This window comes from Sphingomonas qilianensis (genome assembly GCF_039614825.1).
Lineage (GTDB): Bacteria > Pseudomonadota > Alphaproteobacteria > Sphingomonadales > Sphingomonadaceae > Sphingomonas > Sphingomonas qilianensis.
In genome coordinates, this window is sequence record NZ_JBDIMF010000001.1 from 449,024 (window position 1) to 461,478 (window position 12,455).

Here is a 12,455-nt window from a genome sequence, read left to right on the forward strand (position 1 = left end):
TCTTGGGAGACCGCACCGGCGCCTCATGCGCGCCCCCTCGGTCAGCCGAGTTGAACATCGGCCCTTCCACGCCTAGTTCGGATCACAATTCGCCATAGCTCCCGCTCTCGCCAAAGGTTTCAACATGCCTGTCGCCGCTGCCGATCCCGTCGTGATCCTGTCCTATGCCCGCACGCCGATGGGCAGCTTCCAGGGGGTGCTGGCCGGCGCCTCTGCAACCGAGCTCGGCGCGACGGCGGTCAAGGCCGCGGTCGAACGCGCCGGCGTCGATGGGGCGTCCGTCGAGCGCATCTATATGGGCTGCGTGCTGCCCGCCGGATTGGGTCAGGCGCCCGCCCGCCAGGCCGCGCTCAAGGCGGGGCTGCCGCTGTCGGTCGAGGCCACCACCGTCAACAAGATGTGCGGTTCGGGGATGCAGGCGGCAATCATGGGTGCCGAGGCGCTTGCCGCCGGTTCGGTCGATCTGCTTGTCGTCGGCGGGATGGAGAGCATGACCAACGCGCCGTATATCCTCGCCAAGCATCGTGGCGGCGCGCGCATGGGGCATGATCGCGTGATGGATTCGATGTTCCTCGATGGCCTCGAAGACGCCTACGAGCCGGGCCGTGCGATGGGCAGCTTCGCCGAGGAAACCGCCACCGATTACCAGTTCACCCGCGCCGCGCAGGATGACTATGCCATCGCGTCGCTATCCCGCGCGCAGGCCGCGCAGGCATCCGGCGCGTTCGATCGCGAGCTCGTCGCCGTCGAAATCACCGGGCGCAAGGGCACCGAGACGATCGCGACGGACGAGCAGCCCCCCAAGGGCAATGCGCAAAAGATTCCGACTTTGAAGCCCGCCTTCGCCAAGGACGGCACGATCACCGCCGCCAATGCGTCGTCGATCTCGGACGGTGCCGCGGCCTTGGTGCTGACGCGCCAGAGCGTCGCCGCAGCCGCCGGGCTTACCCCGCTGGCGCGCATCGTCGGCCACGCTGCACACGCGCACGCGCCGGCGAAATTCACCACCGCACCGGTTCATGCCATCCGGAAGGTGCTCGATCAGACCGGCTGGAGCGTGGCCGATGTCGATTTGTTCGAGATCAACGAGGCCTTTGCCGTCGTCTCGATGATCGCCATGCGCGATCTCGCCATCCCGCACGACAAGGTCAATGTGAACGGCGGGGCGACCGCGCTCGGCCATCCGATCGGCGCCAGCGGCGCGCGCATCCTCGCCACGCTGGTCGCCGCGCTGCAAAATCGCGGGCTTAAGAAAGGCGTTGCGGCGCTGTGCATCGGCGGTGGCGAGGCCACCGCCGTGGCTGTCGAACTGATCGATTGATCCGGAACGCCCCTTCCTTGCAAGGAAGGGGCCCGGACATCACAATTCCATCGCGTAACATTTGTTGAACTCGGTCAGCGCGTAGTCGCCAAACGGCCCGCACGGGGCGAAGCCCGTGCGCTCATATAACGCCCGCGCCGGTGCGAACGCATCCCCCGTCCCCGTCTCCAGGTTCAGCCGCCGATAGCCCCGCGCCCGCGCCTCCGCGATCAGATGCGTCAGCATTGCTGCCGCAACGCCTTTGCGCACGTGCCCCGGCGCGGTGCGCATCGATTTCACCTCGCCCTGCCCCGCATCCAGCTCCTTGAGCGCGACCAGCCCGAGCAAAGCCACGCCGTCCCACGCGGACCACAGCGTGACTGCCGGGTCACGCAATCCGCTGAGATCGAGCACGAACGCCGCTCCGGGCGGCGAATTATCCAGCGCGGCGCGGACATGCAGATCGAGCAGCGCGATCACCTGCGGATCGGTCAGGTCATCACGCACGATCCGCATCACAAACGCTCGTCCCCCGCCACGCCCCACAAGCTGCGCGTTTCGACAAAACCGCCGCGCCCCTTTACGTCGAAATAGCACCAGCCGAGCGCGCACTTGCTCACCCGCCCCACCACGCCGGGCGCGGCGCGCCACGTCACCCGCCCGCCGATCTGCGGCGCATCGCGCAATTCGGCCACTCCACCGGTGACCAGCGCGGTCCGCGTCTGGCTGATCAGCGCGCCGAGGATCCAGCCCTGCGTGCCATCCGGATCCTCGACCTTGTACCAGCGGCCCTTTTCGAACACCGCGACGATCTTCACCGGCAGATCGGCGCGCTGATACAGCCAGCTCGCCGGATAGGTCCGCCCGGGACCGCTGCGCATGCGCGCCTTGCCTGCCGCGATCGAGGCAAAATACGGCACCGGCTTGTCGGCCGCGGCGGCCAGCGCCGGCACGTTCAGCGCCGGCACGCTCAGCGCGACCGCGACCCCGGCGAGCAACACTCTCGCTCCATTACGCATACACGCCTCCCATTAATTCAGCGCCACACCTAGCCCGCCCGGCCCGCCCGCTTCAACCATTGTTGACGCGCCCGCGCCCCTCCGCCAAGCCACCGCCATGCCCGATACGAGACGCCCTACCCCCAAGGTCATCGTCACCCGTCAGCTGGCCGATGCGGTGATGGACCGGATGGAGCTGTTGTTCGATACGCAGCACAACCGCAGCGATGCCGCGTTGACCCGCGCCGAGCTCACCGCCGCGGTGCAGGAATGCGACGTGCTGGTCCCCACCGTTACCGATGAGATCGATGCCGCGTTGATTGCAGCCGCCGGCCCGCGGCTCAAGCTGATCGCCAATTACGGCGCCGGCGTGAACCATATCGATCTCACGGCGGCGCGCGCGCGGGGCATCATCGTTACCAACACGCCGGGCGTGCTGACCGAAGACACTGCCGACATGACCATGGCGCTGATCCTTTCCGTCCCCCGCCGCCTTGCCGAGGGCGAGAAACTGGTCCGCTCGGGCCAATGGACCGGCTGGAGCCCCGGCGGGATGCTCGGCCATCGCATCGGCGGCAAGGCGCTCGGCATCATCGGCATGGGCCGCATCGGTCAGGCCGTGGCGCTCCGCGCCCGCGCCTTCGGCCTCTCGGTCCATTACCACAACCGCCATCGCCTGCCGTCGGTGCTCGAGGCGCAGCTCGCCGCCACCTGGCACGAAGATCTGGATGAGATGCTCGGCAGCATCGACATCCTGACCATCCACACGCCCCTGAACGCCGATAGCCGCGGGCTGCTCGATGCACGCCGCATCGCCTTGCTCCGCCCGCACGTCTATCTGATCAACGCGGCGCGCGGCGGCATCGTCGATGAAGATGCCATGACCGACGCGCTCGAAGCCGGCCGGCTCGCCGGCGCCGGGCTCGACGTGTGGAAGCATGAACCGCAGATCGATCCGCGGCTGCTCGCGCTGCCCGGCGTCGTGATGCTGCCGCACATGGGCTCGGCCACGCTCGAAGGCCGCATGGCGACGGGTGACAAGGTCATCCAGAACATCCGCATGTGGGCCGATGGCCACCGCCCGCCCGATCAGGTGCTCGAAGGCTGGGCCTGAGCGATGACCAGCTTCACGGTTAACAACAACCCGGTCCAGTATCGCATGGATCCGCAGACGCCGCTGTTGTGGGCGCTGCGCGATGGCTCGAATCTCACCGGCACCAAATATGGCTGTGGCAACGGCCAGTGTGGCGCCTGCACGGTCGATATCGACGGCGCCGCGGTACTGGCCTGCCAGGTGCCGATCGGCGCGATCGAGGGCAGTTTCGTGACCACCATAGAAGGGCTGTCGCGCGAGCGCGATCATCCGGTGCAACTCGCCTTCATCGCCGGGAACGTGCCGCAATGCGGCTTCTGCATCCCCGGCATGATCATGGCCGCAGCGGTGCTGATCAAGAAGAACCGCAACCCGTCCGAAGACGATATCCGCGCCGGCATCACCAATCTGTGCCGCTGCGGCGTTTATCCCCGCATCATCGATGCCGTGCTCGCCGCCGCGGGCGTGCAGCGCGGCGATGGCGAGATCGCGGTCGGCGCGCCACCCGGCACCACGCCGGCCGAAGCGGCGCGCCGCGTCCCCGCTTTGGTGGCTCCGCAATAGCGCGATTCCTGTCGATTTGCTGACATATCAATTCAGCATCGCCTCATCGACCGACCGGCATAGCACGGTTATCGACCGGGCACTCTCAGCGCCGGCGTTTCGAGGAAACGTTCATGCGTACGTCCATACTTGCGGCCCTGATGGCCGCCACCGCCCTCATCCCCGGCGCAGCGATGGCGCAGCGCGGCGAACGGGACGGTAATCCCGGCTGGCAGCGCAGCGAAGGCCGCGCGCAGGGCGGCCGTGAGGCCCGCCTGTCGCGCCAGCAAAACGAGGCCCGGCCCGAGCGCGTCCGTCCCCAGCAACAACAGCCGCAACAGGTTGCCGCTCCCGTCCAGGCCCAGCCGCAATTGCAGCAACAGGCCCGCCCCCAGCGCGCCGACGGCCGCACTTGGGGCGGCAACGGTCAGCGCGGCGATCGTGGCCAGAATGGCTATCAGCGCGGTGCCCAGGCGCAGCCGCAGGCCATCCAGCAAAACCGCTCCAACGGCGTGTATCGCGGCACCAACGATCGCGGCCAATGGGGCGCCAATGGCGGCATCCGCAACGAACGCCGCGGCAACGACAATCGCGGCGGGCAGTGGCGCGGCAACGATAATCGCGGTGGCAATTGGAACCGCAATTGGCGGCAGGATAACCGTTACGACTGGACCAGCCGCCGCCAGTATAACCGCAACGCCTATCACCTGCCGCGCTACTATGCACCGAGCGGCTGGCGCTACGGCTACCGCCGCTTCGATATCGGCTTTACGCTGAGCGCGCTGCTGTTCAACCGGAACTACTGGATCGACAACGCCAATTATTATGGCTTGCCAGAGGCTTACGGCGAATATCGCTGGGTGCGTTATTATAACGATGCGCTGCTCGTCGATGTCTATTCCGGCCAGGTGGTCGATACGGTGTACGACATCTTCTGGTAACGCTTGAGCGCTTCAAGACCCGCCGCTCCCCCCGGCGGGTCTTGTTTTTTGCCGCGTACGCAGCGATTTGAGCGGTGTGACCACAGCAACCCGCAAAGCCGGATCGGCCTCGCCCGCCCGCCACGCCGCCGGCAAGCACGTTGCCGAGCGCCTCGCCGCAAACCCCGCGATCAAGCGCGCCAACACCGATGCGGCGCAAATCTATCAGCACCGCGATTTTCTCAGTGGCGCGCAATGTGCCGCGCTGATCCGCATGATCGACGCCAATCGGCGCCCCTCAACCTTGCTCAGCGGCAAGCCGGATACGCAATTCCGTACCAGCGAAAGCTGCGACATGGATCGCTGGTCACCCGATGTGCGCCCCACCGATGAAGCGATTGCGGCGTTGCTCGGCATCGAGCCCAGCCATGGTGAGACGATGCAGGGCCAGCGCTACGCCCCCGGTCAGCACTTCCGCGCGCATCACGATTATTTCCACGAAGCCGAAAGCTATTATGCCGAGGTCACCCAGGCCGGCGGCCAGCGCACCTGGACGGCGATGATCTATCTCAACGAGGTGGAGGAAGGCGGCGCGACCTGGTTTCCCCAGGCCGGCATCCGCGTCGCGCCCAGGCGCGGCTTGCTGCTCGCCTGGAACAATATGAACCCCGATGGCAGCCCCAATCTCGCCACGCTGCACGAAGGCATGCCGGTGGTGCGCGGCACCAAATATATCGTCACCAAATGGTTTCGCGAACGCAACTGGCTGCGCGACTAGCCCGGCATCGCGGCAACGAAGGCGCGTACCAGATGCGCCGAATTGGTCGCCGCCAGCCCCATGAAGGTCAGCATCTGGTTCGCGGCGGCATCGCCCCCGGCCAGATCGGAGACGCTGCGGAACACCACGAACGGCACCTGATTGACATAAGCGACCTGCGCCACCGCCGCGCTCTCCATATCCACCACGCGCGCCGCATAGGTCGCGGCCAGATACTCGCGATACGCCGCGTTATCGACAAACGCCGAACCGCTTACCCCGACACCGCCCGTCACGACCGCGGGCTGATGCTCCAGGCAATGCGGCTGGCCGCCGTCCTCGGCAGGCAAGCAGCGCTCCAGCGCAATATCCGCGCCCACGCGCCCGGCCAGCGCTACCAATTCGGCATCGGCCGCGAACCAGCGCCGCTCCGCCACCGCATCATCGGCATTGCCGACGATCACATCGCGCGGAAACAGCGCGCCATGCCCCGGCAGCTCGGTGCCGCCGGGAATCCCGGTTGGCGGCGCAAAGCCGTCCGCCGTCTGCCGGGCGAAGGCGAGCTCGAAATTCTGCCCCCATTTGTCCGGCACGCACACATCCCCGATCAGCAGCGCGGGATCGACACCGCCGGCAATGCCTGAAAAGACGATGCTGCGCAGCGCGAAGCGATCGATCAGCAGCTGCGTGTTCATCGCCGCATTGACCATCGAAATGCCGCTCTGCATCAGCACCACCGGCTTGCCCGCCAGCATGCCGGTGAGGATCGTCAGCCCGTTGACGCGGTGTTCGCAGGCCTCGGTCACGCTATCTACCAGCGCCGCCCATTCCGGCGGGAAAGCGGTCATCACGGCGATGCGGGGAAGCGTATCGAATTTCTGTGGGGCGACGGTCATGCCGCCCGCGATGGCGGGTAAATCGCGCCGCATCAAGCCGGTGTGGCGCGGGGAACGCTGGCCTTGCCCCCCGCCCATGCTACGCAACATCAAAGGAGCACCCGATGCCGCAATACGAACTGAACGACCAACGCCCGCAGCTCGCCGCCGGCGTCTGGATCGCGCCCAGCGCCGATCTGATCGGCGACGTGCATCTGGCCGAGCACGCCAATGTCTGGTTCGGCGCCGTGATCCGCGCCGACAACACGCCGATCCTGGTCGGCCCGCGCAGCAATATCCAGGAAGGCGCGATGTGCCATTCCGATCCGGGCGCGCCGCTCACCATCGGCGCCGATTGCACGATCGGGCATCATGCCATCCTGCATGGCTGCACGATCGAGGATCGCGTGCTGATCGGCATGGGCGCGATCATCCTCAATCGCGCGGTCATCTCCGCCGGGTCGATCGTCGGCGCCGGCGCCCTGGTCACCGAAGGCAAGACCTTCCCGCCCGGCAGCCTGATCGTCGGCAGCCCGGCGCGCGTCATGCGTCCGCTCGATGATGCGGCGCAGGCGATGCTGCTGGTCTCCGCGCAGCACTACGTCGCCAAGGCGCAGGCCTGCGCCACCGGGCTCAAGCGTATCGACTGACTGGACAGCCATATCGGTTGCGCTATGAAACGTGATCTATGACCCTGCCCGCCATCCTGCAAAATCTGCGGCTGCCGATCATCGGCTCGCCGCTGTTCATCATCTCCGGTCCCGATCTGGTGATCGCGCAGTGCAAGGCGGGGATCGTCGGCTCCTTCCCCGCGCTCAACGCGCGCCCCCAGGCGCTGCTCGACGAATGGCTGCACCGCATCACCGAGGAACTGGCGGCGTGGAACCGTGATAACCCGGATCGGCCCGCGGCGCCGTTCGCGGTCAACCAGATCGTGCATAAATCCAACGCCCGGCTGGAGGCGGATCTCGCCACCTGCGCGAAGTGGCAGGTGCCGATCGTTATCACGTCGCTCGGCGCGCGCGAGGATCTCAACACCGCGGTGCACGGCTGGGGCGGCATCACGCTGCATGACGTGATCGACGATCGGTTCGCGCGCAAGGCGATCGAAAAGGGCGCCGACGGGCTGATCGCGGTCGCGGCCGGTGCCGGCGGGCATGCCGGGCGGCTGTCGCCATTCGCGCTGATCCAGGAAATCCGCCAGTGGTTCGATGGGCCGCTTGCCTTGTCGGGCTCGATCGCCACCGGCGACGCCGTGCTCGCCGCGCTCGCGATGGGCGCGGACCTCGCTTATATCGGCTCGCCGTTCATCGCCACCACCGAGGCGAATGCCGAGCCGGCGTATAAAGACTCGATCGTCGCCTCGAAGGCGGCGGACATCGTCTATTCCAATCTGTTCACCGGCGTACACGGCAATTATCTGCGCAGTTCGATCGCCGCGGCGGGGATGGATCCGGACAACCTGCCCGAAGGTGATCTCAAGACGATGGATTTCGGCGCCGGTGGCAATGACGGTGGCGGCAGCAAGCCCAAGGCGTGGAAGGAAATCTGGGGCTCGGGCCAGGGCATCGGCGCGGTCACCGCGATCGAGTCGGTGGCCGCGCGCGTCGATCGCATGGAGCGCGAATATCTCGCGGCACGCGCGCGGCTGGCGCTCTGATCGCCGTTACTTGGGCCGCGCCATCACCTCGGCAAAGGCCCGCACCGCCGCCGCCTCGTCACCGCCCCACACCGCGTTGGATGCGGCAAGGAAATCCGCCCCCGCCGCCACCAAGGGCGCGGCATTGGCCGGCGTGATCCCGCCGATCGCCACGCAGGGGATTTCGAACACGGTCGACCACCAGCTGAGCAGCACCGGCTCGGCGACATGCGACACCGCCTTGGTAGTCGTCGGGTAAAAGGCGCCGAACGCAACATAATCCGCGCCGCCCTCGCCTGCTTCCATCGCCAGATGGCGGCTGTCGTGGCAGGTCACGCCGACCTGTGCTGTCGGCCCGAGCAGATCGCGCGCCTCGCGCGGATCGCCATCGCCTTGCCCCAGATGCACGCCATCCGCGCCCAGCCGCTTGGCCAAAGAGATGCTGTCATTGACGATGAACGCCACATCCGCGTCAGCGCAAATGCGCTGCAGCGGCTCGGCCAGCGCCGCCGCGACATGCTGATCGACATCCTTCACGCGAAACTGGAACGCCGCCACCGGCCCCGCGTCGAGTGCGCGCCTGAGCCGATCCGGAAAGGCACCATCCACCTCCAGCGGTGAGATCAGATAGAGCTGGCACGGTGGCCGGCGCATGTCGCGCGTGAATTGGGCGGCAAAATTGGGGTCGAGCGGGCCGAGCGGGTCAATATCCATCCGCGCGCGATAGCGCCGCGATCGCGGCATGGAAAGCCGCCGGATCGTCGAGCTTGTGCGCCACCGCGCGCACCTGTCGGCCCCGCCGCGGCGCGATCGGCGCTTTGAGGTCGATCACCACGCTGGGCCAGGCGATCAGCGCCAGATTGAGCAGGCCGCGATCCTTGATCGCCGCTGCGTCCCACGTCGCGCGCAGCCCGGCGATCTGATCGACCGGTACGGCGATCGATTGCAGATAGCCGGCATGCAGCGTCAGGACGCCATCACGGAGCGTCACCGGGCGGCGGCGGAACGACCGGATCAGCCAGACCAGCCCGATCACCGCCGAGAGATCGACCATGCCGATCACCAGCGCCGCCCATCCGCCGAGCCAGGCGACGACCACCAGATGCACCACCAGCATCTCGATGATCGCCAGCCCCAGCAGCACGCCCATCATCGGCCCAAGGCTGCGATGATAGGCGAACTGCATGGGAGACGCTTATTCTTCGTTCTTGTAGATCGCGATGATTCGCTCGAGCATGGCCAGCGCTTCGTCACGCGGGCGCTGGAACGTGTTGCGGCCGATGATCGAGCCATTGCCACCGCCATCGCGAATGTCGCGCGCGTCCTGGAATACGGCATCGGTGCCCTTCGAGGCACCGCCCGAGAACACCACGATGCGCCGCCCGGCAAAGCTCGACTGCACGACATGACGCACGCGATCCGCCTGGTTCGACCAGTCGGTGCCCTCGTACATCGGCTTGGCTTCCTTCTGCTCGATATGATCGCCGGGCAGCTTCACCTTGATGATATGCGCGCCGAGCAATGCCGCCATGTGCGCGGCATAGGCGCCCACGTCCAACGCCAGTTCACCCGATTTGGGCAGCATGCCGCCACGCGGATACGACCAGATCACGGTCGCGATGCCGACCGACTTGGCTTCAGCCGACATCTCGCGGATCTGCCCGATCATGTCGAACAGATCGTCCGATCCCGGATAGATGGTGAAGCCGATCGCCGCGCAGCCGAGCCGGACGGCATCCTCGACCGAGCCGGTGACCGCCTGGTTGGCGCCCTGCGCCCAGCTGTTCGAGCTGTTGACCTTGAGGATCGTGGGAATCTGCCCCGCAAACGTCGCGGCGCCCGCCTCGATCATGCCGAGCGGCGCGGCAAAGGCGCTGAGCCCCGCATCGATCGCCAGCTGGAAATGATAGTGCGGATCATAGGCCGCCGGATTGATCGCAAAGCTGCGCGCCGGGCCATGTTCGAAGCCCTGATCGACGGGCAGGATCACCAGCTTGCCCGTGCCACCCAATTTGCCCTGCATCAGGATGCGGCCGATATTGGTCTTGGTCGCGGGCGAATCGGATTCGTATTTGTCGAGAATGGCCTGGACGGTTGGCGTCATTTTAATCTCCTTAGCGCTGTTTCAAAGTGCCAACCAGCGCCGCAGCGCCTGATCGACTTGTTCCATGGTCGTGGCCGGGGCGTACCCCAGTAGCTTGACGATCCGTTCGCGGCGCAGCGACTGCACCTTGTCGATCTGCGCCTCGCTTTCTCCGGCAAGGCCGGTAGCGTCAGACGGGGCAAACGGTACGCGAAACAGCGTTTCGCCACCGACGTTGCCGGTCATCGGGCACAGGGTGACGGAAGCGTGCGTCTCGTTGAACATATCGGACTGAACGATAAGGAAGGGCCGCGGCTTGCCCGAGTAATCGCCCGGGCCAGCGGCGAGCACGATCGCACCCCGCCTCAGCTCCACGCACCGTCCTCGCTCTCGACAGCTTCCAAAAACGCCCAGTCCTCACCGCCGTCTCGCGCTGCCGCGCGCAACGACTGGCGACGCGCTTCCGCGCGATAGGCCTCATCATGCAATTCGACATAGCGGCGCACGGCATCGCGCGCGATATCGCTCTTGCTGCGGCCCTGCGTTCGCGCCACTGCCGTCAGGCGCTGTTCCAGATCGGTATCGAGACGAACGCCCAGCATGTCCATGCTCCGTTTAACACGTTTAACATAGCAAGCCGGGCGCGGTTAATCAACGCGTCAACGCGGCCACCCCCGGCAAATCCTTGCCTTCCATCCATTCCAGAAACGCGCCGCCCGCGGTCGACACGAACGTGAAGTCGTCGCCCACGCCGGCCTGGTTGAGCGCGGCGACGGTATCCCCGCCGCCGGCCACCGACACCAGCGAACCGTCGCGCGTCAGCGCCGCCGCGGTCCGGGCCAGCGCCACCGTCGCGGCATCGAACGGCGGCGTCTCGAACGCGCCCAACGGCCCGTTCCACACGAGGGTGCGGCAGTTCTTGAGCACATCGCCCAGCGCCTCGACCGCCGCCGGCCCGACATCCAGGATCATCTCGTCCGCCGCCACTTCATGCACGTTGCAGGTCCGCAAGCTTGGCGGGTTGGCGGCGAATTCCTTCGACACCACCACGTCGTACGGCAAATGGATCGTGCAATTGGCGCGCTCGGCGGCATCGAAGATCTCGTCCGCGGTACCGGTCAGGTCATGCTCGCACAAGGACTTGCCGACGTTCACGCCGCGCGCGGCAAGAAACGTGTTGGCCATCCCCCCGCCGATGATCAGATGATCCACCTTGGTCACCAGATGCTTGAGCACGTCGAGCTTGGACGACACTTTCGCTCCACCGACGACGGCGGCGACGGGATGCTCGGGATTGCCCAGCGCCTTGTCCAGCGCATCGAGTTCGGCCTCCATCGCGCGCCCGGCAAAGGCCGGCAGGACATGCGCCAGCCCCTCGGTCGAGGCGTGCGCGCGGTGCGCCGCGGAGAACGCGTCGTTGACGTAGAAATCGCCAAGTTCGGCCATCATTGCAACGAGTTGGGGATCGTTCTGCTCTTCCCCTGCGAAGAAGCGCGTATTCTCGACGATGGCGATATCGCCCGGCTGCATCATCGCCGCCGCTTCCGCCGCGCCATCCCAATCGACAAACCGCACCGGCCGCCCCAGCACCGTCTCATACGGCCGCGTGACCAGCGCCAGCGACATCGTCGCATCGCGCATCCCCTTGGGCCGCCCGAAATGCGCCAGGATCAGCACGATCGCGCCCTTGTCGGCCAGCTCGCTGACCGTCGGCACGGTACTGCGCAGCCGCGTATCGTCGCTCACCGCGCCGTCGATCATCGGCACGTTGAGATCCTCGCGCACCAGCACGCGCTTGCCGTGCACATCGCCCATATCGTCGAGTGTCTTGAAGCTCCGGGTCATGTCTCGATCCTGATTGCATCGCCGACGGCAATCGTGCCGCCCTGTATCACCATCGCGCAGGCGCCGCCGCGCCAATCGGGCAGCAAAGCGCGCTCCAGCCCCGGGGCGAGCGTGTCCATTCGCTCGCACGGATCGGTCTCGCGCGTAATTTCCAGCACGACATCGTCGCCGATGCGCAGCCGGACACCCCGGGTCTGCGGCAGATCCAGCCCGTCAATCAACAGGTTGGCGCGCCGTTCCTGCCACGGAATATCAGCATCGATCTCGGCCAGCGCAGCCGTCCAATCACCGCGCTCGATCAACGTCACCTGCCGCCGATACGGCTTGCCCTTCATGCCGCCGCGATAGTCGCCGGCAATCCCGCCCTCGAGCGTGACGAGCACGCGATCCAGCGTCTCCATC

Annotated in this window: 17 protein-coding genes; 7 read left to right on the forward strand and 10 right to left on the reverse strand. The window is 66.6% G+C overall.

Annotated elements, in window-relative coordinates:
- Nucleotides 1–124: 124 nt before the first annotated feature.
- Nucleotides 125–1,321, forward strand: a complete 1,197-nt coding sequence (locus ABC969_RS02160) for an acetyl-CoA C-acyltransferase (RefSeq protein ID WP_345862644.1) — start codon at nucleotides 125–127, stop codon at nucleotides 1,319–1,321.
- A 39-nt stretch (nucleotides 1,322–1,360) separates the two neighbouring features.
- On the opposite strand, the gene ABC969_RS02165 is transcribed toward ABC969_RS02160, so the two are convergent.
- Nucleotides 1,361–1,816, reverse strand: a complete 456-nt coding sequence (locus tag ABC969_RS02165) for a GNAT family N-acetyltransferase (RefSeq protein WP_345862646.1) — start codon at nucleotides 1,814–1,816, stop codon at nucleotides 1,361–1,363.
- On the reverse strand, nucleotides 1,816–2,319 hold the full coding sequence (locus ABC969_RS02170) for an SH3 domain-containing protein (RefSeq protein ID WP_345862648.1): 504 nt from the start codon (nucleotides 2,317–2,319) through the stop codon (nucleotides 1,816–1,818). The genes ABC969_RS02165 and ABC969_RS02170 overlap by 1 nt, the downstream gene beginning before the upstream one ends.
- Nucleotides 2,320–2,416: 97 nt before the next feature.
- Here ABC969_RS02170 and ABC969_RS02175 point away from each other — a divergent pair, with 97 nt between their 5' ends.
- The 4 genes from ABC969_RS02175 (at nucleotide 2,417) to ABC969_RS02190 (ending at nucleotide 5,632) form a co-directional block, all read left to right on the forward strand.
- A complete protein-coding gene (locus tag ABC969_RS02175) occupies nucleotides 2,417–3,412 on the forward strand; it encodes a 2-hydroxyacid dehydrogenase (RefSeq protein ID WP_345862650.1) in 996 nt (331 codons plus the stop codon).
- Between the two features lie 3 nt (nucleotides 3,413–3,415).
- Nucleotides 3,416–3,955: a (2Fe-2S)-binding protein gene (locus ABC969_RS02180; protein WP_345862651.1), complete on the forward strand. Its 540-nt coding sequence runs from the start codon at nucleotides 3,416–3,418 to the stop codon at nucleotides 3,953–3,955.
- Nucleotides 3,956–4,068: 113 nt separating this feature from the next.
- Complete coding sequence (locus ABC969_RS02185) at nucleotides 4,069–4,875, forward strand: RcnB family protein (protein WP_345862652.1); 807 nt, start codon at nucleotides 4,069–4,071, stop codon at nucleotides 4,873–4,875.
- Between the two features lie 76 nt (nucleotides 4,876–4,951).
- A complete protein-coding gene (locus ABC969_RS02190) occupies nucleotides 4,952–5,632 on the forward strand; it encodes a prolyl hydroxylase family protein (RefSeq protein WP_345862653.1) in 681 nt (226 codons plus the stop codon).
- On the opposite strand, the gene ABC969_RS02195 is transcribed toward ABC969_RS02190, so the two are convergent.
- Nucleotides 5,629–6,507: a 5'-methylthioadenosine/S-adenosylhomocysteine nucleosidase gene (locus ABC969_RS02195; RefSeq protein WP_345862654.1), complete on the reverse strand. Its 879-nt coding sequence runs from the start codon at nucleotides 6,505–6,507 to the stop codon at nucleotides 5,629–5,631. The genes ABC969_RS02190 and ABC969_RS02195 overlap by 4 nt on opposite strands.
- 104 nt (nucleotides 6,508–6,611) lie before the next feature.
- Here ABC969_RS02195 and ABC969_RS02200 point away from each other — a divergent pair, with 104 nt between their 5' ends.
- Together ABC969_RS02200 and ABC969_RS02205 are read left to right on the forward strand one after the other, a co-directional pair.
- On the forward strand, nucleotides 6,612–7,136 hold the full coding sequence (locus ABC969_RS02200) for a gamma carbonic anhydrase family protein (RefSeq protein ID WP_345862655.1): 525 nt from the start codon (nucleotides 6,612–6,614) through the stop codon (nucleotides 7,134–7,136).
- 38 nt (nucleotides 7,137–7,174) lie between these two features.
- Nucleotides 7,175–8,146, forward strand: a complete 972-nt coding sequence (locus tag ABC969_RS02205; RefSeq protein ID WP_345862657.1) for an NAD(P)H-dependent flavin oxidoreductase — start codon at nucleotides 7,175–7,177, stop codon at nucleotides 8,144–8,146.
- A gap of 6 nt (nucleotides 8,147–8,152) precedes the next feature.
- On the opposite strand, the gene thiE is transcribed toward ABC969_RS02205, so the two are convergent.
- From thiE to ABC969_RS02240, 7 genes are read right to left on the reverse strand one after another with little or no spacing between them, the layout of a single operon-like run.
- A complete protein-coding gene (gene thiE, locus ABC969_RS02210; protein ID WP_345862659.1) occupies nucleotides 8,153–8,839 on the reverse strand; it encodes a thiamine phosphate synthase in 687 nt (228 codons plus the stop codon).
- Nucleotides 8,829–9,311 (reverse strand): hypothetical protein, encoded by a 483-nt coding sequence (locus ABC969_RS02215; RefSeq protein ID WP_345862661.1) that lies wholly within the window; start codon nucleotides 9,309–9,311, stop codon nucleotides 8,829–8,831. Before ABC969_RS02215 ends, thiE begins: the two co-directional genes overlap by 11 nt.
- A 9-nt stretch (nucleotides 9,312–9,320) precedes the next feature.
- The gene (locus ABC969_RS02220) at nucleotides 9,321–10,229 is read right to left on the reverse strand and encodes a class I fructose-bisphosphate aldolase (protein ID WP_345862662.1); all 909 of its coding nucleotides are present in this window, start codon (nucleotides 10,227–10,229) and stop codon (nucleotides 9,321–9,323) included.
- Between the two features lie 21 nt (nucleotides 10,230–10,250).
- Nucleotides 10,251–10,583, reverse strand: a complete 333-nt coding sequence (locus tag ABC969_RS02225) for a type II toxin-antitoxin system PemK/MazF family toxin (RefSeq protein WP_345862663.1) — start codon at nucleotides 10,581–10,583, stop codon at nucleotides 10,251–10,253.
- Nucleotides 10,574–10,810, reverse strand: a complete 237-nt coding sequence (gene relB, locus ABC969_RS02230) for a type II toxin-antitoxin system RelB family antitoxin (protein ID WP_345862664.1) — start codon at nucleotides 10,808–10,810, stop codon at nucleotides 10,574–10,576. The genes ABC969_RS02225 and relB overlap by 10 nt, the downstream gene beginning before the upstream one ends.
- A 49-nt stretch (nucleotides 10,811–10,859) precedes the next feature.
- Nucleotides 10,860–12,053, reverse strand: a complete 1,194-nt coding sequence (locus ABC969_RS02235) for a phosphoglycerate kinase (protein WP_345862666.1) — start codon at nucleotides 12,051–12,053, stop codon at nucleotides 10,860–10,862.
- Entirely contained in the window at nucleotides 12,050–12,454 is a 405-nt protein-coding gene (locus tag ABC969_RS02240; RefSeq protein ID WP_345863790.1) for an MOSC domain-containing protein, read from the reverse strand. The genes ABC969_RS02235 and ABC969_RS02240 overlap by 4 nt, the downstream gene beginning before the upstream one ends.
- Between the last annotated feature and the right edge of the window lies 1 nt (nucleotide 12,455).

Bases quoted from the DNA above. Each gene is read 5' to 3' on its own strand.
- ABC969_RS02160 (WP_345862644.1), top strand. From the start codon at position 125: ATGCCTGTCGCCGCTGCCGATCCCGTCGTGATCCTGTCCTATGCCCGC.
- ABC969_RS02165 (WP_345862646.1), bottom strand. From the start codon at position 1,816: ATGCGGATCGTGCGTGATGACCTGACCGATCCGCAGGTGATCGCGCTG.
- ABC969_RS02170 (WP_345862648.1), bottom strand. From the start codon at position 2,319: ATGCGTAATGGAGCGAGAGTGTTGCTCGCCGGGGTCGCGGTCGCGCTG.
- ABC969_RS02175 (WP_345862650.1), top strand. From the start codon at position 2,417: ATGCCCGATACGAGACGCCCTACCCCCAAGGTCATCGTCACCCGTCAG.
- ABC969_RS02180 (WP_345862651.1), top strand. From the start codon at position 3,416: ATGACCAGCTTCACGGTTAACAACAACCCGGTCCAGTATCGCATGGAT.
- ABC969_RS02185 (WP_345862652.1), top strand. From the start codon at position 4,069: ATGCGTACGTCCATACTTGCGGCCCTGATGGCCGCCACCGCCCTCATC.
- ABC969_RS02195 (WP_345862654.1), bottom strand. From the start codon at position 6,507: ATGACCGTCGCCCCACAGAAATTCGATACGCTTCCCCGCATCGCCGTG.
- ABC969_RS02200 (WP_345862655.1), top strand. From the start codon at position 6,612: ATGCCGCAATACGAACTGAACGACCAACGCCCGCAGCTCGCCGCCGGC.
- ABC969_RS02205 (WP_345862657.1), top strand. From the start codon at position 7,175: ATGACCCTGCCCGCCATCCTGCAAAATCTGCGGCTGCCGATCATCGGC.
- thiE (WP_345862659.1), bottom strand. From the start codon at position 8,839: ATGGATATTGACCCGCTCGGCCCGCTCGACCCCAATTTTGCCGCCCAA.
- ABC969_RS02215 (WP_345862661.1), bottom strand. From the start codon at position 9,311: ATGCAGTTCGCCTATCATCGCAGCCTTGGGCCGATGATGGGCGTGCTG.
- ABC969_RS02220 (WP_345862662.1), bottom strand. From the start codon at position 10,229: ATGACGCCAACCGTCCAGGCCATTCTCGACAAATACGAATCCGATTCG.
- relB (WP_345862664.1), bottom strand. From the start codon at position 10,810: ATGCTGGGCGTTCGTCTCGATACCGATCTGGAACAGCGCCTGACGGCA.
- ABC969_RS02235 (WP_345862666.1), bottom strand. From the start codon at position 12,053: ATGACCCGGAGCTTCAAGACACTCGACGATATGGGCGATGTGCACGGC.
- ABC969_RS02240 (WP_345863790.1), bottom strand. From the start codon at position 12,454: ATGGAGACGCTGGATCGCGTGCTCGTCACGCTCGAGGGCGGGATTGCC.